The organism is Streptomyces sp. NPDC058964 (assembly GCF_042741275.1).
In the GTDB taxonomy this organism is placed as follows: domain Bacteria; phylum Actinomycetota; class Actinomycetes; order Streptomycetales; family Streptomycetaceae; genus Streptomyces.
Genome location: NZ_JBHYKH010000010.1, coordinates 29265 through 49042, shown reverse-complemented (window position 1 = coordinate 49042; position 19778 = coordinate 29265). Strand labels below are relative to the sequence as shown.

Genomic DNA, 19778 nt, shown 5'->3' with positions numbered 1-19778 from the left:
CGCGGGGGCGGGGGAGAAGGTGCGCGAGCCGTTGACCGACCTGGTTGCCGAGCGGGCCTGGACGGCACCCTGAATTGCGGTGTGCCGGTAGTGCCGCGGTACTGCGCGACGACACGCGAAATTTCACGCTTATCACCGGCGCAACCAGTCTGACCAGGGGTTTTGGGAAGCGTTCAGGTTTCGGTCAGGTTATGCGCGCGGTTTTGAAATTCATGACTTAGAAGCCCAAAACTAATGGCAAAGAGGTCTGCAGAATCATGAGCTCGACGTGTCATCGTGCGCTCCATGACCACAGAGCACCTACTCGACGACCGCCCCCTCGTTCGCCTCCGCGGCATGGCGAACAAGGTGCCGGAAGTGACCGTCTACTTCTGGATCATCAAAGTCCTCACCACGGGGATGGGTGAGACGGCGTCGGACCTCCTCGCCCGTCTGCTCGGGCCGGTGCCGGCGGTCGCGCTGGGCGGTCTGGCCCTGGTGGCTTCCCTGGCCCTTCAGCTCGCCGTCCGCCGGTACGTCGCCTGGATCTACTGGACCGCCGTCGTCATGGTCAGCGTCTTCGGCACGATGGCGGCCGACGTCCTGCACGTCGGCCTCGGCATCTCCTACACCGTCTCCACGCCGCTCTTCCTCACCGCGCTGGCCGCCGTGTTCGCCCTCTGGTACGCCAGTGAGCGAAGCCTGTCCATCGACGGCATCCGCACCCGGCGCCGCGAGATCTTCTACTGGGCGACCGTCCTGGCCACCTTCGCCCTCGGGACCGCGGCCGGTGACCTGACCGCCACCATCGGCCTCGGATACCTCGGCTCCGTCGTCCTCTTCGCCGCCGCGATCTGCGTGCCCGCGCTCGCCCACACCTCTGCCGGCCTGAACGCCGTGACCGCCTTCTGGACCGCTTACGTGATCACCCGGCCCCTCGGCGCCTCCGTCGCCGACTGGATGGCGCTCAGCCATGCCCGGGGCGGGCTCGGACTGGGGCTGGCTCCGGTCACCCTCGCCTGGACGGTGGCCATCGTGTCCTTCGTCGCGTACCTGGCCTCGCCCGGTGGGCAGGGGGACCGCTGATCGCCCGGAGCGGTTGTTGGTACGGCGGTCGGCCATGACCGCAGCCGCCGTGGGGCATCCACGAGCGCGGCGAGCGGGTGTGCGGGTCGGTCGGGAACGGCTGGGTGCCGGGCTCGTTTTTCCCTGACAAGCCGGTCGGCTGCGGGTCTGAGCCGTCGTCACGTCCCCGTCGCCCGCGGCGCTCGGCTTGGCCGCGGCTGATCGTACGAATCCGGGGCAGCCTGATCAGGGGGCCGGAACGGCCGGACAGCGACCTGTGCGAGCGCAGGAGCCCCGGCCGGGCTCGTCACGGCTCGCGGGACGGCGGCGGTGGCACGGCCGTCCGGGCAACGCCACAGCGCGAACGGCTGAGAGGGCTCGTCGGCGGTCCGATGTGCGGCCGACAGGCTCCGGTCCAGGAACTGGCCGTCACGGCGGTGTTCTTGCCGGCGGTGGCCTCCTCGCCACCGCCGGCCACGACCGCTCCCACTGCCGGCGGACCTCACGGCGCTGCGCCGCATACGGACGCGCCTGACGATTGCCTCCATGTGGCCGGCGCGACGCCCGAGTCGGTGCCGAACATGCCGGATCACGGTGGGGATGTGCCGTTAGTGGGCTGTTAAGGGACTGACGTACCTTCACGCTGAGGAACGGGCGATGAGCCCGAGTGCGTGAGCCATTGGGGGAACGAGGGTGAGCAAGGCGAACCCGGCCGGAGGGGTTCTGGGGGACATGCCGAAGGGCCAGGGCGAGACGTCGGTGAACGCCTCGCCCAGAGGGCAACTGGCGGCGGAACTGAGGAGAATCAAGGAAGAGTCACAACTGAGCTTCGAGCGGCTGGCAGCCCGGACCAACTACAGCCGGTCCTCTCTGGAAAGATTCCTGAACGGCAAGCAACTCCCGACGGCCGTCGCTGTGGAGCAACTGGCAGCAGTGGCCGAAGAGGATCCGCGCCCGCTGCTCGAACTGCTGTCCAGGGCGGTGGCGCAGGCGGCCCCAGGCAGCGCGATCCCGTCGAGCGGTCCCATGCAGACCGCAGCTCTGCCGCCCGCAGAAGTGAATGCGCCGGACGCGCGCATCGATGACCGGAAAGGCCTGGGCCAGATACCGCGGCACAAGCGCTTCGACCGGAGGCGCCTCCTTGTCGTGGCCGGATACGTCACGGGCGGTGCTCTGGCCGGGTCACTCATCACAGGCCTGCTGGTACCGGCACCGGCACCGGCTTCGTCCGCAAGGCCGGATGGGGCGGCAGGCGCGTCGCACAGCCCGCGCCAGGAGGATCCCGTTCCGGGGTCGGACGACGGTCACGTCAAATGTGAGTCCGAGACCTGCCTCAGACACGATCCGCAGGCGATGGACTGTCAGTGGGACGCGAGGACGGCGCAGGTCACGTGGCTGCGCGGGATGCGGATCGAGCTCAGGTACAGCCCCGCTTGCCAGGCGGTGTGGGGGCGCATTGAAGGCGGCACCATCGGCGACAAGGTCATCATCAAGGACGGTCGCGGGGTGGATCTGGACGCTGCGATCAGGTTCGAGCACGATACCTACACCAAGATGCTCGCCATCTCGCCGGAGACTCCTTTGAAGTCCGTGTCCGTCTGCGGAGTGATTCCCAGGCAGAGACAGATGGAATGTGCGCCTCACTCCGAAATATCGCCATAGACGTCAAGGGTGGTGTCGGCCGGCCAGGGTCACCGACCGGTGAGGGGAGCCCGGGCGTGACAGCCGTGGCCCTCGGACTGCTGAGCGAGATGTCCCACGCCTGAACTCAGCGGCGGAGGGCCTCACCGGCCCCGCGTTCAGAACCTGCCCCGCTCCAGTGTGTCCTGCAGCGCCTTCACCGTGGCCGGCCCCCAGACGTCGTCGACGGTGAGGGCGGTACCGGCCATGGCATTGAGGAAGTTCCGCAATACCGGTACGTGGCGGGCCGCGGTGGCGCCGTCCTCGTCCTCCACGAGGCCCGCGCCGTCGTCGATGTACGCGAAACGCACGGATTCGGCGGCCGCTGGGCGGAAGCCGGGGACCACCCGGCGAGTCCCGGGAAGCCGTCGTTCACCTGACCGAACAGTGCGACAGCGTTCGGTGGACGGAACCGGTGGATGTGAGGCTTGTGTGTCCGTTCCCGGGGTGGGTTGCGACCGCAAGGGTGTATCCAGGACGGTTGCCACAGACATCTGTTTGCCGTAGCAGGAAGGTGGTGGGGTACGCACCGTGCGTGCCTCCGGTTGTGTCTGCTTCCAGCGGTTCCTCCGCCCGTCCGTCCGACGCCGACCTCCACGTCGGCGCGACGTGGACTGAGGCCCCCTGTCCCGTGCTGGTCGTCGACCGGCACGGCGGTCTCGTACGTATCAATGAGGCCGCCCGGGCGCTCCTGCCCGGCGCCGCGAGCGGGGATCGGCTGCACGAGCAGGTTCCGTCCTGGCTGTCGGACGCTCACCAGTGCATCAGTGACGGACTGCCGAGCAACGTCGGCCCGCCGACCGGATGCATCGGGAACCGTCTCTTCGAGGCTCATCCCACCTCCAGCAGGCACGGCGACGTGGTGTGGTGGCTGGTCGACAACACCGACCGGCGTCTGGCCGAAACCGCGCTGAAGGATGCGCAGATACGCTCAGGAATCCTCGCCAAGGTCTCCAGCGCGCTGCTGTCCACGTTGAACGTGCCGCGCTGCATGGAGGTGGCCACTTCCCTGGCCGCCGAACATCTCGCCGAAGCCGCCGTCCTCATCGCCCCGCACCACGGGCGGCGCCACCCGCTGACCCTCGCCCACCGGGGCGGGCCCGTCACACAGATCGCGCGGCACATCGACATCGCCGGCGTGCCGGGCCTGGCCGAGGCGTTGCAGGGCTTCCCACCCGTACCGGCCCGGTGGATAGATCCCGCCGACGTTCCCGACTGGGTGATCCCGGACGGCTTCGCCGGACCCCTCGGCTCCGTGATCGTCACGCCGCTTCCCGGGCACGGCGTGCCCGCCGGAGCGCTGATCCTGCTGCGCTCCAGCACCGAACAGGCCTTCACCGAGGGTGAGGAGGTCTTCGCCCGGCTGTTCGCCGCCCGCGCCGGCGCCGCCCTGTCCGCCGCCCGCCTGTACACCGAGCAGGCAACCATCACCGCCACACTGATGCGCGAACTGCTGCCGCCGATGCTGCACAGCGTGCACGGTGTCGAGTACGCCGGCAGATACCGGGCGTCGAACGACCACGAGCGGATCGGCGGGGACTTCTACGACGTCCACCCCAGCGCCGATCCCTCCCCGGAGACCTTGGTCGTGCTCGGCGACGTCGCGGGCAAAGGCCTGGAAGCCGCGGTGCTGACCGGCAAGATCCGCAACACGTTGCACGCCCTGCTGTCCCTGGCCGAGGATCACGAGCGGGTTCTGGAGCTGCTCAACGGAGCCCTGCTCTCCTCTCACCACACGCGCTTCGCCACCCTCGTGCTCGCTTCCGTGCGCCGCAGTGCCGGCCGTGCGCGGCTACGGGTGACCAGCGCCGGTCATCTGCCGCCGCTGATCGTTCGTGCCGACGGCACGGTCGAGGAACTGCGCGCACGCGGCACCCTCGTCGGTGCTCTGCCGACCGTAGAGGCCCACACGGTGCGCACGGTGCTCGCGCCGGGCGAGACCTGCCTGCTCTACACGGACGGCATCACCGAGGCCCGCGGCGGCCCGCTGGGGGACGAGTTCTTCGGTGAACACCGCCTGCGGCGCGCTCTGTCGGAGTGCGCGGGGATGCCGGCGGAAGCGGTGGTCGAGCGGGTGCAGATGCTTGCCGGGCAGTGGCTGGGCTCGGGCCGGCACGACGACATGGCCACGGTGGCCATCAGCGTCCCCAGGGCCGGCCCCCTGACGACGGTCAACGGGCACGCGGGCAGCCCGGACAGGAGGAGGAGCACGTGAGTCATCCCACCGCGTCGGCCGCCGTGGCGGAGCGGCTGTGGCAGGCAGTGGCCGATGGCGACGAACGTACGGCCGCCTCGCTCGTTCACCAGGCGCTGGCGGATGGCGTGGATGAGGAAATTCTGTTGCTGGAGGTGATCGCCCCGGTTCAGGAGAAGGTCGGTGCCGAATGGGCCGCCGACCGCATCACCGTGGCCCAGGAGCACGCCGCCACCGCGATCAGCGAACGGGTCGTGGCCTCACTGGCCCACCGTCGCGACCACGGCAGCGCCGGTCACGCTCCCGTCCGTGGCCGGGTCACCGTGAGCTGTGTCGAGGGCGAATGGCACGCGTTCCCGGCCCGGCTCGTCGCCGAGGTCCTGTGCCTGCGGGGCTGGCGGGTCGACTTCCTCGGCGCTCAGACCCCCACTCCGCACCTGGTCGCACACCTGCACCGGACCAACCCCGACGCGGTCCTGCTGTCCGGGTCGATTCCCACGCACCTGCCGACCGCCCACGCCGCCATCACGGCCTGTCAGGCCGTCGGTGTTCCCGTCCTGGCCGGCGGCCGTGCCTTCGGCCCCGACGGCCGTTACGCCCGCAGGCTTCGCGCCGACCGGTGGGCCGCCGACGCGCGTGGCGCGGTCGCCGTCCTGGACGCGGGTATGGCACGGCCGGATGTGTCGGCGACCCGGCAGGCGGTGGACGACCTGCCGCACCTGGCCGACCAGGAATACACGCTGGTCGTCCAGTCCCGGCCGCAGCTCGTCAAGCAGACCCTGGCCGGCCTGGAGGCCCGGTTCCCCGCCATGCGCGGGTACAGCGAGGCCCAGCGCGAGCGCACCGCGGAGGACATCGCCCACATCGTCGACTTTCTGGCGACCGTCCTGTACGTCGACGATCCCGATCTCTTCACCACGTTCCTCACCTGGACCGCCGGCATCCTCGAGGCCCGCCACGTCCCCGCTCAGTCCCTCGTCAGCGGTCTGGACGTCCTGGCCGGCCAACTGCGCGACTTTCCCCGCGCCCTGGACCTGATCAAGCAGGGCACCGCCGCCCTGGGCGAGCGCCCCACCCGTCCTGCTCCCGGCACCGAGACCCGTGCATGACCACCTTGCCCCCCAGTGAGTTCACCCTCGTCGTCCGCCGTGAGCCCACCACCTTGACCGTGCACGTGGGCGGCGAACTCGACTACGACACGAGCGACGACCTGGTGGACGCGGTCACTGAGAACCTGACGGGCGACCAAACGCCGCCGCGCGCCGTACACCTCGATTTCAGCGCCCTGACGTGGATCGACTCCTCGGGCCTGTCCGCTCTGCTGATGGTCCACCGCCGCACGAGTACCCTCGGCGCCACCCTCCACCTGGACAACCGGCCGGACGTCCTGGAGCGCATGCTCCGGCTCACCAACGTCCTGGACCACCTCACCGGACCGGCCACTGCTCGGGAGGCCTCGGGAAGCGAGGGGAGCGGCGGTGTTACGGGGGCAGGCACCTCATGAGCGGCACGCTCCGCGACCGGCTTCGGGGGTCTCTCGTTCGCTGCGCCGCTGAGTGACGAGGTCCGGTCGTGGGCAACTGCGGTGATGTGGGCCTGCCGGGACCCGGGGCGTAAGGCTGGGCCGGTGCTCCGCCGTCCTCGTCGGCTCCCCGAGGGCGCCGGGCCGGCGGTCGCGCGGATGACGTGACGGGCTCCCCGTCCGAGGGCGTACGCCCGGCCGCGCGTGGTGCGCCCGGACAGCATGCGGACATTCGCGTGTTCGATTTTCTGTTCGATAACCTGGTGATGGGAGGTGGACGTGGTGAACGTGGAGATGCCGTCCGGCGTGGAGCCGTCGGTGATGCATGTGCGCTGCCCGGACCGGCTGCCGGAGGGCACCTACCGGCAGGTGCTGGAGATCTTGGCCGACCTGTCGCCGGTCGTGCAGGCCCTGCCCCCGTCCGCGGCCCTGGTGGAGCTCAGGGGCGCCCTGCGCTACCACGGCACAGGCGCCCGCAGGCTCGGTGAAGTCCTGCGCGTGCGCACCATCTCGCTCCTGGGCGTCGACGTCCGCGTGGGTGTCGGACCGACCATCACGGTCGCCGCCACCGCCTCCGGACAGATCACCGCTCCCGGCGGAGTCCTCGCGATCACACCCGAACACGCTGCCGACTGGCTCGCTGCGCTGCCCGTGCAGGCGCTGCACGGCATCGGTCCCCGTCAGGCCGAGGTGCTCCGCGACTACGGCATCCACAGCGTCGGCCTGCTCGCCGCCGTTCCGCCCGCCACCGTGCAGCGCCTGCTCGGCGGCCGCGCCGGACGCGCGGCCGCCGACCGGGCTCGCGGCATCGACCCCCGCCCCGTCGTCCCTCGTGCCCTGCCCGCCTCGGCCTCCGTACGGCACACCTTCGACCTGCACACGCTGGACGGTGCCTCCGTCCGCGCCGCCCTGCTCGGCCTCGTCGTCCGGCTGGGCCTGCTGCTGCGCGGCCGCGGCCAGGCGGCCCGAGCCCTCACCCTGACGCTGAAGTTCGCCGGTGGCACCAGCTGGGAGAAGACCCGCCGCCTTGCCGGGCCGTCCGCACACGACGAAGACCTGCGCACCACCGCGTACCAGTTGATGGACGCCGCAGGACTGCAGCGCGGCCGCCTGACCGGACTCGTCCTCAAGTGCGACGACCTCGTGGACGCCGACCAGGTTGCCGAGCAGATCAGCCTGGACCATGCCCGCGAGTCCCGGCTGGTCGCCGAGGCCGCGATGGACCGCATCCGCGCGAAGTTCGGTCCCGGCGCGGTCGGCCCCGCCGCGAGCGCGATGTTCCGGCGCGTGTCCTGACCCCCGGGCCGTGGAAGCGACCGGCACGTTCCGCGCGCGGCCCGCTCCGCGGTCAACCGGCTCCCTCCGGCACCGCAGCCCTCACCGGAGGAGCCGCACACATCGAGCGGCGGAGGCGGGACGCGGCTGCCGCTGAGAGGATCCTCGCGGAGCTCCTGCCCGAGTCGGAGAAGCTGTACGGACCCGGTGACTTCAGCGCCGCCGAAGCCGGACAACGGCTCGCGCGCATCGGGAGCGCAGGTTCCGGGCAGTGGGTATCGCGCCCCCGGGCCGCCCTCAGTCCGCGAGGAGTGCCGACAACTGTGGTGAGTACGTCGCATGCAGGACGAGTGCGGCGCTTCCCACGACGGCGCCGTCCGTTCCGAGCGGGGACGCCTTGACCTGGACCACCCGGATGCGCCGGGCCAGCGCTCTGGTGGCCAGCGCGGTGGCGACTATGTCGACGTACCGGGATTCCAGGTGCTGGATGCCGTGCCCGCCGAGGACGATCAGGTCGACGTCGACGAAGTTGGCGATGCTGACGGCGACCGAGGCGACGCGTTCCGCGGCCTCGTCGGTGACCGCGGTCGCGACGGGGTCCCCGGCCGTGGCCGCGAGCAGGATCGCGGCATGGTCGACCGAGGCGGGATCCTTGGCGAAGGATCGCGAAAGCGCACTGCTGTCGTCGGGCCGGGCAGCGAGCCGGCGGTGGACTTCGGCGACGATCGCCGAGGGGTTGACGAGCCCTTCCAGGCAACCCCTGTTGCCGCAGTAGCACTCCGGTCCGTCGGGCAGCACGCTGCAGTGGCCGAACTCTCCCGCGTTGAGCGAACCTCCCCGGTAGACCTGGTGGTTGAGGACGAGGCCACCACCGACACCGGTGCCGAAGAAGAAGTAGGCGAAGTTGGCCACGCCCTTGCCCGCGCCGGACCAGCGCTCGCCGATCGCGGCGGCGGTGGCGTCGTTGTCCAGGGTGACCGGCAGCCCGGTGGCCTCGCTGAGCATGCTTCGCAGGGGCACACGGTTCCAGTGCGCCAGCTGGGGAGGAGCGACGATCACGCCGAGTTCCTGGTCGATCGGTCCCGGGGTGGCGAGTCCCAGGCCGAGGATCCTGCTGTGCGGAACGTCCGCTTCGGCCAGCACGTCGGCGACCAGCTCGGACATGGCTGTCACGACATGGGCGGGATCGGTGCCGGCCGGTGTGGGCCGCTTCTTGACGACCAGGGGCTGGCCCGTCAGATCGACGACGGCGCAGGTGAGCTCGACCGGGTCGAAGTGGAGTCCGACGGCGCTGCCCGCGTCGGCGTTGAGACGCAGAGTGGTGCGGGGCTTCCCGCCGCTGGCGACCCGGCTGGCACCGTCCTCGCGCACGATGCCCTCGTCGAGCAGGCGCCGCACGATGCCGGAGACCGTCTGCGGGGTGAGGCCGGTGAGCTGGGCGATCTCCACCCGGCTGATTCCGTCGGCGAGCTGGATCTGGTCAAGGACCACCGCCCGGTTGTAGCGCCCGACCTTGGGGAGATTCGTTCCTGCCTGCCGCACGCCCGGTCCTCTCTCTGTCTCTACGGATAACCGTATCGTCACGAGCCATTGACCTAGTAAATCAAATGGATTTAGTGTCCCGCACACAGCTGTTACAGGCCGGACATACAGGCACTGCACTGGGCGCAGTGCCAACGGAGGAAAGTTGATGTCCACGAAGTGCCGCATTCCCGAGCACCCCGAGCCAGGCGGTCGCGACGGTCTCCGCAGGGCGGAGCGCCGGTCATGACACAGGCCTCGACCCTGCTGGAGATGCGGGCGATCACCAAGACCTTCCCGGGCGTCACGGCGCTCGCCGACGTCAACCTGGTCGTCCGGGAGGGTGAGATCCACGCGATCTGCGGGGAGAACGGCGCCGGCAAGTCCACCTTGATGAAGGTGCTCAGTGGCGTGCACCCGCACGGAAGCTACACGGGTGACATCCACTACCGGGGCGACGAGGTCCGGTTCCAGGACATCCGCGCCAGTGAACAGGCCGGGATCGTCATCATCCACCAGGAGCTGGCCCTGGTGCCCGGCATGTCGATCACCGAGAACATCTTCCTCGGCAACGAGCCGCGCAGACGGGGCGCGATCGACTGGAAGGCCGCCCAGCGCCGGGCGTTGGAGCTGATGGAGCAGGTCGGGCTCCGGGAGGACCCGGACACCCTGATCAAGGACATCGGCGTCGGCAAGCAGCAACTCGTCGAGATCGCCAAGGCGTTCGCGAAGGACGTGAAACTGCTCATCCTCGACGAGCCGACCGCGGCCCTCAACGAGGACGACTCCCGCCACCTGCTCGATCTGCTGCGCGGCTTCCGGGAACGCGGCATCACCTCGATCATCATCTCGCACAAGCTGAACGAGATCGAGGCGGTCGCCGACACCATCACGATCCTGCGCGACGGGCGCACCATCGAGAGCCTCGACGTCAAGGCCGACGGAGTCAACGAGGACCGCATCGTGCGCGGCATGGTCGGCCGTGAACTCAGCAGCCGGTTCCCCGACCGCACTCCCGACATCGGCGAGGTGTTCTTCGAGGTCCGCGACTGGACGGTGCGCCATCCGAACTCCGACGAGCGGCTGGTGTGCAAGGGCTCGTCCTTCACCGTCCGCCGCGGTGAGATCGTCGGCTTCGCCGGTCTCATGGGCGCGGGCCGCACCGAGCTGGCGATGAGCCTCTTCGGCCGCTCCTACGGCACCTACCTGTCCGGCCAGGTCTACAAGGACGGCAAGGAGATCCAGCTGAAGTCCGTGCCGGCCGCCATCCGACACGGCCTCGCCTACGTCAGCGAGGACCGCAAGTCGATCGGGCTGAACCTGCTGGACGACATCAAGGCGTCGATGGTCGCCGCCAAGCTGCCGAAGATCGCCAAGCGTGGGGTCGTCGATCCGGTGAGCGAGCACCGCGTCGCCGAGGAGTACCGCGAGAGCCTCAGGATCAAGACCCCCAGCGTCGACGAGGGGGTCGTGAAGCTCTCCGGCGGCAACCAGCAGAAGGTCGTCCTGGCGAAGTGGATGTTCACCGACCCCGATCTGCTGATCCTCGACGAGCCGACCCGCGGCATCGACGTGGGCGCCAAGTACGAGATCTACGGGATCATCCAGCGGCTCGTCGGCCAGGGGAAGGGCGTCATCGTCATCTCCTCGGAGCTGCCGGAGCTCATCGGCCTGTGCGACCGCATCTACACGGTGTTCGAAGGCACCATCACCGGTGAGGTCGCCCGCGGCGACGCCGACCCGGAACTCCTCATGAAGCAGATGACCGCTACGAAGAAGAGCCCGACGTCATGAGCCGTATGAAAGACCTGCAGAAGAACCTCTTCGGAGGCACGACTTCCAACGCCCGTCAGTTCGGCATGATCTTCACCCTGGTGGCGATCGTCCTGCTGTTCCAGATCTGGACCGGCGGCCTGACGCTGACGTCCGGCAACCTGATCGCGGTGGTCAGCCAGTACTCCTACATCCTGATCCTGGCCGTCGGCATGCTGATGGTGATCGTCGCCGGACACATCGACCTCTCGGTCGGCTCCGTCGCGGCGTTCACCGGCATCGTGGTCGCCAAGGCGATGCAGGAGCACTCGCTGCCGTGGCCGGTGGGCATCCTGCTCGGCCTGCTCGTGGGCGCGGCGATCGGCGCCTGGCAGGGATTCTGGGTCGCCTATGTCGGGGTGCCGGCGTTCATCGTGACCCTCGCCGGGATGATGCTGTTCCGCGGCGGCAACCAGTACATCGGCAACGCCGACACGGTGCCGGTGCCCGCGGGCTTCCGCAAGATCGGTGCCGGCTTCCTGCCCGAGGTCGGACCGGACAGCGGATACAACAACCTGACACTGCTGCTCGGCCTGGCCGCCTGCGCCGGGGTGGTGTGGCGCGAGTGGAAGGCGCGGCAGACCCGGCGCGAGATGAACGCCGACGCGGCCCCCATGTGGATCACCCTGCTGCGGCTGGCCGTGATGCTGGGCGTCATCGTCTTCGCGACACTGCGCTTCGCGGGCGGCCGTATCGGCACCAGCCTGCCGATCTCGGGCATCATCCTGATCGTCCTGGTGCTCCTCTACTCGTTCTACACCCGCAACACCATCGGCGGCCGGCACATCTACGCCGTCGGCGGCAACGCCCGCGCGGCCGAGCTGTCGGGTGTGAAGCTGAAGCGGGTCAACTTCATGGTCATGATGAACATGTCGGTCCTGGCCGCCCTGGCCGGCATGATCTTCGTCGCGCGGTCCGCGGCCTCCGGACCACAGGACGGCCTGAGCTGGGAACTCGACGCCATCGCAGCGGTCTTCATCGGCGGTGCGGCCGTCTCCGGCGGCCTCGGCACCATCAGCGGCTCGATCGTCGGCGGCCTCGTCATGGCCCTGCTCAACAACGGTCTGCAACTCCAGGGCGTCGGCTCCGACATGGTCCAGATCATCAAGGGCCTGGTCCTCCTCCTCGCCGTCGCGTTCGACGTCTACAGCAAGCGCCAGGGACGCTTCTCGATCATCGGAACGCTGATGCGTCCGTTCCGCCAGGAACAGCCGGCCAACCCGGTCGAACCCCCGGCTCCCAGCTCCGACCCGGACAAGGCCCCGGTCGCCGGCTGACAGCACGACTCCGCTCACGGGACGGGCGTAACGACGCCACCCACAGCGGCGCACTCCGCCACGCACGACACTCCAGCAGCACAGCAAGAAGGGCTCATCACACCATGCGCAGAATCATCACCCGAAGCATCGCCGCGGTCGGCGCCGTCGCACTGCTCGCCCTGGGCACGGCCTGCTCCAACGAGCGTGAGGGCTCCACCAGCAGCGGTGGCGGCAAGGGCGGCTTCGCCAAGGACTCCCTGATCGGCGTCGCGCTGCCGGCGAAGACCTCGGAGAACTGGGTGCTCGCCGGCGACCTGTTCACCAACGGCCTCAAGAAGGCGGGCTTCAAGGCCGACGTTCAGTACGCGGGCGCCTCCACCTCCGTCGCCGACCAGCAGGCTCAGATCGCCTCCATGGTCACCAAGGGCGCGAAGGTGATCGTCATCGGTGCGACCGACGCCTCGCAGCTCTCCACCCAGGTGGCCCAGGCCAAGCAGGCCGGCGCGACCGTCATCGCCTACGACCGCCTCATCACCAACACCCCTGACGTCAACTACTACGTCGCGTTCGACAACTACAAGGTCGGTCAGCTGCAGGGGCAGGCTCTGCTGGACGGCATGAAGGCGAAGAAGCCGAAGGGCCCGTGGACGATCGAGCTGTTCTCCGGCTCCCCGGACGACAACAACTCCAAGGTGTTCTTCGACGGCGCGATGAGCGTGCTCAAGCCCCTCATCGACAAGGGTGACATCGTTGTCGGATCCGGACAGAAGGACATCAAGCAGACCGCGATCCAGGGGTGGAAGGCCGAGAACGCGCAGCAGCGCATGGACTCGCTGCTCACCTCGACCTACCACGGCGCCAAGAAGCTCGACGGCGTCCTGTCGCCGAACGACACCCTCGCCCGCGCGATCATCACGTCGGTGAAGGGCGCCGGCAAGCCCGTGCCGATCGTCACCGGCCAGGACTCCGAGGTCGAGTCGGTCAAGTCGATCATGGCGGGTGAGCAGTACTCGACCATCAACAAGGACACCCGCAAGCTGGTCGCCGAGACCGTCGGCATGGTCGAGGCCCTGCAGAAGGGCGACAAGCCGAAGATCAACGACACCAAGTCGTACAACAACGGCACGAAGGTCGTCCCCGCCTACCTCCTTCCGCCCGTCATCGTGACCAAGGAGAACGCGGCCGAGGCCTACGCCAACGACCCCAAGCTGGCCCCTCTCACCAAGTAGCACCAGCCACGCCTGCCGCGCGCCCCGCCGGTTGACCCGGGGCGCGCGGCGGCATGTCCTCCGGGCGCCCCCGAACTCTTCCCCCTGAGCCTCATCGTCCGGCTACGGGCAGTCCGGCGGCCAACTGCGGCCAGGTGGCAGCGCACTGAGGTGGCCTGTGGCTTTGGGTCTGACGCGCGCAGTCGGGCGGCTGCTCGTCCTGAGCCCCTTTTGACCTGGGGGAATTCGGCAAAAGGGGCAAAGTGGAGCATTCCTGGCGGGGATTCGGGTAGCGGGAGGTGAAAGCCACTCCAGGGAGGAGGCGCGTCCCATGACGCCGACTCAGGATGTCGTCGAGATGATCCTCAAGGATCACCGGACGATGGAAGATCTGCTTCGCCTGATGCGCAGCACGGAGGCTGATCGCCAGACCGCGCTTCATGACTTCGCACACCTGATGATCGCCCACGGTGAGGCCGAGAGAGCCTCGGTGCACCCCGTCCTCGTTTCCTTCGAGGACGCCGACACCGTCGAGCACATCGAGACCGCACACCAGGAAGCCGTCAAGGTCCTCTTCGCGCTCCTGCAGGTGCAGGAGATCGGCTCCGTCGAATGGGAGTGGAGGCTGCAGCAGTTGGCCTCGCTCACCGCCCGCCACACGGACGAGGAGGAGCGCACCCTCGTCAACCGGGTGCGGGAGAGCCTCAGTCGCCCATGCCGGGAGGAACTCGGCGCCGGCTTCGCCAGGACGGAAGCCGACCTGCTGGCTGCGCGGTGCGGCAGCGTTGCCAACGTGCACCGCATGGTGCACGCCTCCGCTCCCGCGTGATGCCCCCGTCCGCGTCGCGAAGACCCGACGGCCGGGCGATCCGGACCACCGCGGACAAGAGATCCACGACGGGAGCCGTCATGGACCGGAGCCTGGACACCCTTCTCGCCCGGGTGGCCCACCGCGCGGGCTTGACAGGCTCCGACATCAATCCTCGGGGTTGAGCTCCGCGTACACCAGTTCCACCAACTCGTCGGCCTCGTGCGTAAGGCGGTTGTCGGGAACCTCGTAGTACCCACCCAGGGTGGCGATCACGTCCCTCTGCGAGTCGTCGTACTCGTGGACACGGTCTTCCCGCTCCTTGGAGGTCTTGGGGTCGGGGATCTGCCACCACCACACCGTGTCCCGGATCTCGTCCTTCGACAGGGGCCCTGCCAGGATGATGTCCCTGCCCTGGACCTTCCCCGTGATCCTGGCGGAGTTCGCGTCGGTAGCCATGTGCCATGAGTCCTTTCACCGGTCGGGTCGCCGTCAGCGCCTCGTTCTGATCAGGACTGCGGCTACCCGCCGGATGGCAATTCGCACGGTCCGGACCCGTCAGTCACCGGAACCGGTGAGTCACAGCCCGGCGGCCGGTGGGCCGCGCCGCCGATCCGGGCAGGCGTGTTTCAGTCCGCCGCCCGGCCGTCGACGGGGATACCCAGTCGGTCGGCCACGGTGGTGAGGGCTGTTCCCAGGGGGAGTGCGACCCGGGTCAGGGCGTGCCGGTCGCCCCTGGTCGGGTCCCGGTTGACGATCAGTACCGGCTTCGCCGCCTGGGCCGCCTGCCGGACGAACCGGAGTCCGGACATCACCGTCAGTGAGGATCCCAGGACCAGCAGTGAGGTCGCTTCACGGACCAGCTCGCGACAGTGCTCGACCCGCCGCGGCGGAACGGCTTCGCCGAAGAACACCACGTCCGGTTTGAGGATGCCGCCGCAGACGGCGCAGGGCACGACACGGAAGTCCCCGACCTGTGTGTCGGTGAGGTCGGCGTCCCCGTCCGGGTTGATGCCCGCGGCCACCGGCTCGAAGCCCGGATTGGCCGCCTCCAGCCGCTGGGCGAGTTCGCGACGCGGGCTGAAGGCGCCGCAGGAAAGGCAGACGACCCGGTCCAGGCTTCCGTGGAGCTCCACGACACTCCCGCTGCCGGCCGCCTGGTGCAGGCCGTCGACGTTCTGGGTGATCACGCCCGAGAGCAGGCCCCGCCGTCCGAAAGCGGCCACGGCGCGGTGCCCGGCGTTGGGGCGGGCCCGGCCGAAGGTGCGCCAGCCGAGGTGGCTGCGCGCCCAGTACCGGCGCCGGGCCTGGGCGCTGGCGGTGAAGTCCTGGTAGGTCATCGGGGTGTGCCGGCTCAGGCTCCCGCCCTCGCCCCGGTAGTCGGGGATTCCCGATTCCGTGGAGATGCCCGCCCCGCTGAGCACCAGCACACCGCCGGCGCTCAGCGCGTCGGCGACCGGCTCGAGGTCCGTGGTGCCCGGCGGCAGGTCCTCGGCAGGGGTCCAGCTGAGAGTGGGGCGCATGCGCATGCCATCAGGGTACGAAACAGGCCGCCACGAACTGATGCCCCCGTCGATGACCCTGTCGGCGTCGATGACCCCGCCGGCCGGATGTGGTCATGTGCTGGCCGTCTACCGGCCGGCCGGGACAAGAGGTTCGGCATCGGATTGAGGCCGGGCCGCGCGGGCACACGCATCCAGGATGGTGGAGGCCTTGCCGCGGGGCGGCCGGGCGGCAGGAGGGGGGAGGTGGGTGCGGATGGCGGACCGATCGACGCCGGCGCCGAAGCGACGGGCCCGTACGGTGGACGCCGGTGGCGCCCAGACACCGCCGTTGCGGCCCGGCGGCTACGATCCGGCCGACTACGCCGCGTGTGTGGTGCTCAGCGCCGGGGAGGCCAAAGTGCCGCCCCTGCTGGTGATGACCGTGCTCCACAACGAGGCTTACAAGCCGCACCATCCGCTGCTGGAGCGGCTGTGGCAGTGGTGGAAGCCCGGGGCGTCCTTCGGAGTGGCCAACATGCACCGTGCGACGTTCGAGCAGGTCCGGCGGGCCCACGGCCTGCCGGGGCGGTGGCAGGACCTTCGTGACGATCCCGCGTTCGCCATCCGTGTGGCGGCCTTGCACCTGAAGGACCTCGACCGGAGCCTTCCGGAGCGGCACGCGCGTCGCTACACCCGTGACGAACTCCTCGCTCTGGGCTACAACGCGGGCGAACGCAACATGCGGGCGTTCGCCCGGGGTGTCCCGCCGGGCCCGATGGCACGGTCGTACCTGCGCCGTTTCCGGGGCTACCGGAGCCGGGCCGCCGCGGTCCTGGCGGACGGCGGCGGGCCGCGCGACGCCGTGGCTGGTTGAGCCCCACGTGTACGGGACCCGCTCCCACGCGTCCGGATCGTATGCGGGCGGCAGAGCGGTGCCGTCCTCACGCCGGTTTCTCAGAGGCGTGGCGCCCTGCCGCCCGTGGGCGCGTGCTAACTGGTGGGGACGGTGTCCTCGAAGGCGGTGCCCGCTGTGCGGTAGGCGTTCACCTTGGCGGACACCTGAGCGGGGGTCAGGACCTGGTCCTTGACGTGGAGGACGTAGTCGACCTGCTCGTCGTAGGCGCGGGGGGTGGTGCTGGTCTGGCCCGTGAGGTCGATCAGCCACTGGTTGAAGTTGATGGACATGGGGCGTTCGGGCAGGTAGGCGGCGTCGTGGCTGCCGAAGAGCTGTCCGTCGATGTAGTACTTGATGCTGCTGTTGTCGATGGTCAGCACCAGATCGTGCCAGCCGTCGTAGCTCTGCCGGGACTCGGTGTGCTGGTTGACGGCCTGCCACGGGTCGGGGTTGTAGGTCTCCCAGGACGTCGTGTAGAGGATGCCGGAGGACTCACCCCAGCCGCCGTTGGGCAGGTACTCGAAGTCGTATTCCGAGTAGTCGTCCGCCATGGGCGCCGTGAGGTCGTTGATGGTGAAGAAGGTCTGCACGAGGTGGTCCCCGTCGGGACCGGACACCGGCGTGTCGGCGAACTTCACCCGGGCGGCGTAGGTGCCGTTCCTGAACTTCGTCGCCTTGGTGAGGACTTCGGTCTGCTTGGTGCTCTCCGCCGTGCCCGCTGTCGAAGTCCGCAGGTTCATCGCGGAGTTGCCGCCGGTGGTGGCGAAGGTGACGTCCTCCGGGGACCAGGCGGCGCCGGGCACGCCCGGCCCGCCCGCATTGCTGCGCACGTTCCAGCCGTTCGCCGAGAGCTTCGGATCGCTGGAGCTGGTGTAGTTGAAGTCGTCGAACAGGCTCTGTCCTCCGGCAGGAGGGTCGGTCGGCGGGTCGGTGGGAGGATCGGACGGATCGTTGCCCTCGGGTGCCGTGCCCCATACCGTGCTGCCGGACCACTGGGCGGTGACCTTGGGCCAGTTCGCGTACGAAGTCTGGGAGGCGCCGAAGGAGTAGTCGTCGCTCTGGTTGAGCGGCTGCCAGTCGGAGCGGTAGAAGCGCAGTTGCATGTCCCCGGTGTCGGAGCCGGGAGCGAGGCTGCCCGCGCCCGAGGTGAAGCCGATGTCGAGATAGCGGTCGGCAGTGGCTGTGGGGTGGGCCGGAGTGCCGAAGGTGCCGGTGACGTTGGCGCACCCCTTCACCGCCCAGGAACAGGCGAAGCGGTAACCGGCGCTGCCGGCGTCGGCCTTGAAGTAGTAGCGCACCTTGACGTCCGACAGCTGGATGGCGGCGGCCCCGGTGTTCTTGACCTTGAACCAGGGTTCCGCCTGGTCCGCCGTCGCGCCGGTGGCGCTGGTTCGGTACTGGACAGTCACCGGTTCGCCGACGGCGCCGGCCGTGCCGGACAGAGCGACGAGACCGGAAGTCCCGGCGGCCATTGCCACGGCTGCGGCTACCGCCACGCGCCATCTGCTGGGGACAGTTCGGGGTTTCATGGGGGTCCTTCCGAACGGGGGCTGATCTGCGGCGTGTTCCGTGCGGGGCGGGGCGGGGCTGTGGTGCGGCTCGCGGGCGGCGACCGACCGTGGGCGTGCCGTGTGCGCAGCGTGCCCCGCAGACGCTGTACGGCGGTGCGAACAGGACGCACGGCATCAGACGCCGCGGTTCCCGGTTCCGCGCCGACGCTCGGGCCGGTGTCGGCATCGAGGGTGAAGCGGCCGGCCCTGACCGGGCTTTCGCAGGTCGGGACGCGGGCGAGGAATGCTGCGGGCTCACACCTGTCTCCGGAGGTCGCGTGGGGGAGCGAGGGAGCTGCCGGCCCTGGGCCGGGCCGGCGGTGAAACCAGGGGTGACGCGGTGCCGGGGCAGCGTCCACCACCCCTGCGGGTGTGCCTGTGAGCATGCGGAGCTTCGCGGACGCCCCCGGCCGTAGGGCACTTGGAGACTTGACCAGTTGGGCAACTGGTAAAGTCACCTCTTCCTGGTCGTTGAAGGTGGCATAGACCAATAGAGGCGTCAACCCCTCATGGCATATTGCCTTTTGGCGTGGTCCGGCACCCCACGGGCTTCCCCGTACGGGACGCGAAGTGGCTAGACTGCACCTGACCAGTACGCGACCAGTGGTAAGGGCCAATGGCCCCCACGGTGGGGCGGGGACGGCACATGAACGCTGACGAATCGGGAGCCGTCCTGAAACGCGAACGCGTCAGGGATCACATCCTCGAACTGATCGAATCCCTCAACCCGGGTGACGCCATCCCGTCCGAGCGTTCCCTGTGCGCCACCCTGCACGTCTCCCGGCCGACACTGCGGGCGGCCGTCGGCGAACTCGTCGCGGCGGGCCTGCTGGTGCGCGAACACGGCCGCGGGATGTTCGTGGCACCCGCGAAGATCACGCAGGAACTCGTCTCCGACCACCACGCAGCCGTCCTCCCACAGGCATCCGGCACCTGGTCGAGCCGACTGCTGGAATTCACCACCATCGCGGCCGGTGCCCGGGTGGGACGCAAACTGCACCTGTCACCCGCGGCCGACATCGTCTACGTGGCCCGGCTACGGCTCGTCGACGGCGCCCCGATGGCCATCGAGCACCTGCACATCCCCGCGGCCCTCGTGCCCGCACTCACCGCCGAGGAACTCGAGTCCGGAGACCTTTACGAACACCTCCGCGACCGCCACGGAGTCCAGGTCGGCGAAGCCACCCAGACGATCGAACCCACGGTCGTCAGCCAGGCCGAAGCCGGACTCCTCACCGTCCCGCACCTGTCACCCGCCCTGCTCTTCGAGCGCCTCACCTGCGACACCGGCAAAAGACCGGTCGAATACGTCCACTCCTTGTACCGCGGCGACCGCTACCGCATCGTCTCCCGCCTGGCCCTGGGACCGGCCGCCACCCACGAGCCCACACCACCCACCGGCCACATACCGGGACTACCGAACCGGATCAGCGGGCGGGGTTGACGGTGTCTCGAGGAGGTGGCCCCAGCCTTGCGAATACACGGCCGCCGCATTGCCGCTTCAGCACGCGGACGCGATGAGCATC

17 protein-coding genes are annotated in these 19778 nt (G+C 69.3%); 12 read left to right on the top strand and 5 right to left on the bottom strand.

The genetic code is table 11. From position 1 onward, the window contains the following. Positions 1-285 precede the first annotated feature (285 nt). Both ACFW2E_RS02610 and ACFW2E_RS02605 read left to right on the top strand, forming a co-directional pair. Positions 286-1065: a hypothetical protein gene (locus ACFW2E_RS02610; protein ID WP_384460207.1), complete on the top strand. Its 780-nt coding sequence runs from the start codon at positions 286-288 to the stop codon at positions 1063-1065. A gap of 672 nt (positions 1066-1737) precedes the next feature. Further along, on the top strand, positions 1738-2706 hold the full coding sequence (locus ACFW2E_RS02605) for a helix-turn-helix domain-containing protein (protein ID WP_384460204.1): 969 nt from the start codon (positions 1738-1740) through the stop codon (positions 2704-2706). Positions 2707-2843: 137 nt separating this feature from the next. Here ACFW2E_RS02605 and ACFW2E_RS02600 read toward each other — a convergent pair whose 3' ends face one another. Further along, positions 2844-3035 (bottom strand): hypothetical protein, encoded by a 192-nt coding sequence (locus tag ACFW2E_RS02600; protein ID WP_384460201.1) that lies wholly within the window; start codon positions 3033-3035, stop codon positions 2844-2846. Between the two features lie 236 nt (positions 3036-3271). On the opposite strand from ACFW2E_RS02600, the gene ACFW2E_RS02595 reads away from it, so the two are divergent. The 4 genes from ACFW2E_RS02595 to ACFW2E_RS02580 all read left to right on the top strand — a co-directional run bounded on the left by ACFW2E_RS02595 (position 3272) and on the right by ACFW2E_RS02580 (position 7736). After that, a complete protein-coding gene (locus ACFW2E_RS02595; RefSeq protein ID WP_384460218.1) occupies positions 3272-4939 on the top strand; it encodes a PP2C family protein-serine/threonine phosphatase in 1668 nt (555 codons plus the stop codon). Then, positions 4936-6027, top strand: coding sequence for a B12-binding domain-containing protein (locus ACFW2E_RS02590; RefSeq protein ID WP_384460199.1), 1092 nt, complete (start codon positions 4936-4938; stop codon positions 6025-6027). Before ACFW2E_RS02595 ends, ACFW2E_RS02590 begins: the two co-directional genes overlap by 4 nt. Next, positions 6024-6422, top strand: a complete 399-nt coding sequence (locus ACFW2E_RS02585) for an STAS domain-containing protein (protein WP_384460196.1) — start codon at positions 6024-6026, stop codon at positions 6420-6422. Before ACFW2E_RS02590 ends, ACFW2E_RS02585 begins: the two co-directional genes overlap by 4 nt. Before the next feature lie 312 nt (positions 6423-6734). Next, a complete protein-coding gene (locus tag ACFW2E_RS02580) occupies positions 6735-7736 on the top strand; it encodes a hypothetical protein (protein ID WP_384460215.1) in 1002 nt (333 codons plus the stop codon). Between the two features lie 276 nt (positions 7737-8012). On the opposite strand, the gene ACFW2E_RS02575 is transcribed toward ACFW2E_RS02580, so the two are convergent. Beyond that, complete coding sequence (locus ACFW2E_RS02575) at positions 8013-9257, bottom strand: ROK family protein (protein WP_384460193.1); 1245 nt, start codon at positions 9255-9257, stop codon at positions 8013-8015. A 225-nt stretch (positions 9258-9482) separates the two neighbouring features. Here ACFW2E_RS02575 and mmsA point away from each other — a divergent pair, with 225 nt between their 5' ends. The 4 genes from mmsA (at position 9483) to ACFW2E_RS02555 (ending at position 14344) form a co-directional block, all read left to right on the top strand. Next, positions 9483-11030 (top strand): multiple monosaccharide ABC transporter ATP-binding protein, encoded by a 1548-nt coding sequence (gene mmsA, locus ACFW2E_RS02570; RefSeq protein ID WP_384460190.1) that lies wholly within the window; start codon positions 9483-9485, stop codon positions 11028-11030. Further along, the gene (gene mmsB / locus ACFW2E_RS02565) at positions 11027-12325 is read left to right on the top strand and encodes a multiple monosaccharide ABC transporter permease (RefSeq protein WP_384460187.1); all 1299 of its coding nucleotides are present in this window, start codon (positions 11027-11029) and stop codon (positions 12323-12325) included. The genes mmsA and mmsB overlap by 4 nt, the downstream gene beginning before the upstream one ends. 104 nt (positions 12326-12429) lie before the next feature. Beyond that, on the top strand, positions 12430-13536 hold the full coding sequence (locus tag ACFW2E_RS02560; protein ID WP_384460185.1) for a substrate-binding domain-containing protein: 1107 nt from the start codon (positions 12430-12432) through the stop codon (positions 13534-13536). Positions 13537-13846: 310 nt separating this feature from the next. Continuing rightward, a complete protein-coding gene (locus ACFW2E_RS02555) occupies positions 13847-14344 on the top strand; it encodes a hemerythrin domain-containing protein (protein WP_384460182.1) in 498 nt (165 codons plus the stop codon). Positions 14345-14491: 147 nt separating this feature from the next. On the opposite strand, the gene ACFW2E_RS02550 is transcribed toward ACFW2E_RS02555, so the two are convergent. Together ACFW2E_RS02550 and ACFW2E_RS02545 are read right to left on the bottom strand one after the other, a co-directional pair. Continuing rightward, entirely contained in the window at positions 14492-14782 is a 291-nt protein-coding gene (locus tag ACFW2E_RS02550) for a hypothetical protein (protein ID WP_384460179.1), read from the bottom strand. Positions 14783-14952: 170 nt separating this feature from the next. Further along, the gene (locus tag ACFW2E_RS02545; protein WP_384460176.1) at positions 14953-15852 is read right to left on the bottom strand and encodes an NAD-dependent protein deacetylase; all 900 of its coding nucleotides are present in this window, start codon (positions 15850-15852) and stop codon (positions 14953-14955) included. Between the two features lie 229 nt (positions 15853-16081). Between ACFW2E_RS02545 and ACFW2E_RS02540 the strand changes: the two genes are divergently transcribed. Next, positions 16082-16681, top strand: a complete 600-nt coding sequence (locus ACFW2E_RS02540) for a lytic transglycosylase domain-containing protein (RefSeq protein WP_384460173.1) — start codon at positions 16082-16084, stop codon at positions 16679-16681. 116 nt (positions 16682-16797) lie between these two features. Here the strand turns inward: ACFW2E_RS02540 and ACFW2E_RS02535 are convergent, their stop codons facing one another. After that, positions 16798-18231 carry a cellulose binding domain-containing protein gene (locus ACFW2E_RS02535; RefSeq protein WP_384460170.1) on the bottom strand — a complete coding sequence of 478 codons (1434 nt, stop codon included), beginning with the start codon at positions 18229-18231 and terminating at the stop codon, positions 16798-16800. Between the two features lie 667 nt (positions 18232-18898). On the opposite strand from ACFW2E_RS02535, the gene ACFW2E_RS02530 reads away from it, so the two are divergent. Further along, positions 18899-19696, top strand: coding sequence for a GntR family transcriptional regulator (locus tag ACFW2E_RS02530; RefSeq protein ID WP_384460166.1), 798 nt, complete (start codon positions 18899-18901; stop codon positions 19694-19696). The last annotated feature ends 82 nt before the right edge of the window (positions 19697-19778 follow it).

Coding starts and splice junctions, on each gene's coding strand:
- ACFW2E_RS02610 (WP_384460207.1), top strand. CDS start 286: ATGACCACAGAGCACCTACTCGACGACCGCCCCCTCGTTCGCCTCCGC.
- ACFW2E_RS02585 (WP_384460196.1), top strand. CDS start 6,024: ATGACCACCTTGCCCCCCAGTGAGTTCACCCTCGTCGTCCGCCGTGAG.
- ACFW2E_RS02580 (WP_384460215.1), top strand. CDS start 6,735: ATGCCGTCCGGCGTGGAGCCGTCGGTGATGCATGTGCGCTGCCCGGAC.
- mmsA (WP_384460190.1), top strand. CDS start 9,483: ATGACACAGGCCTCGACCCTGCTGGAGATGCGGGCGATCACCAAGACC.
- mmsB (WP_384460187.1), top strand. CDS start 11,027: ATGAGCCGTATGAAAGACCTGCAGAAGAACCTCTTCGGAGGCACGACT.
- ACFW2E_RS02560 (WP_384460185.1), top strand. CDS start 12,430: ATGCGCAGAATCATCACCCGAAGCATCGCCGCGGTCGGCGCCGTCGCA.
- ACFW2E_RS02555 (WP_384460182.1), top strand. CDS start 13,847: ATGACGCCGACTCAGGATGTCGTCGAGATGATCCTCAAGGATCACCGG.
- ACFW2E_RS02550 (WP_384460179.1), bottom strand. CDS start 14,782: ATGGCTACCGACGCGAACTCCGCCAGGATCACGGGGAAGGTCCAGGGC.
- ACFW2E_RS02545 (WP_384460176.1), bottom strand. CDS start 15,852: ATGCGCATGCGCCCCACTCTCAGCTGGACCCCTGCCGAGGACCTGCCG.
- ACFW2E_RS02540 (WP_384460173.1), top strand. CDS start 16,082: ATGGCGGACCGATCGACGCCGGCGCCGAAGCGACGGGCCCGTACGGTG.
- ACFW2E_RS02535 (WP_384460170.1), bottom strand. CDS start 18,231: ATGAAACCCCGAACTGTCCCCAGCAGATGGCGCGTGGCGGTAGCCGCA.
- ACFW2E_RS02530 (WP_384460166.1), top strand. CDS start 18,899: ATGAACGCTGACGAATCGGGAGCCGTCCTGAAACGCGAACGCGTCAGG.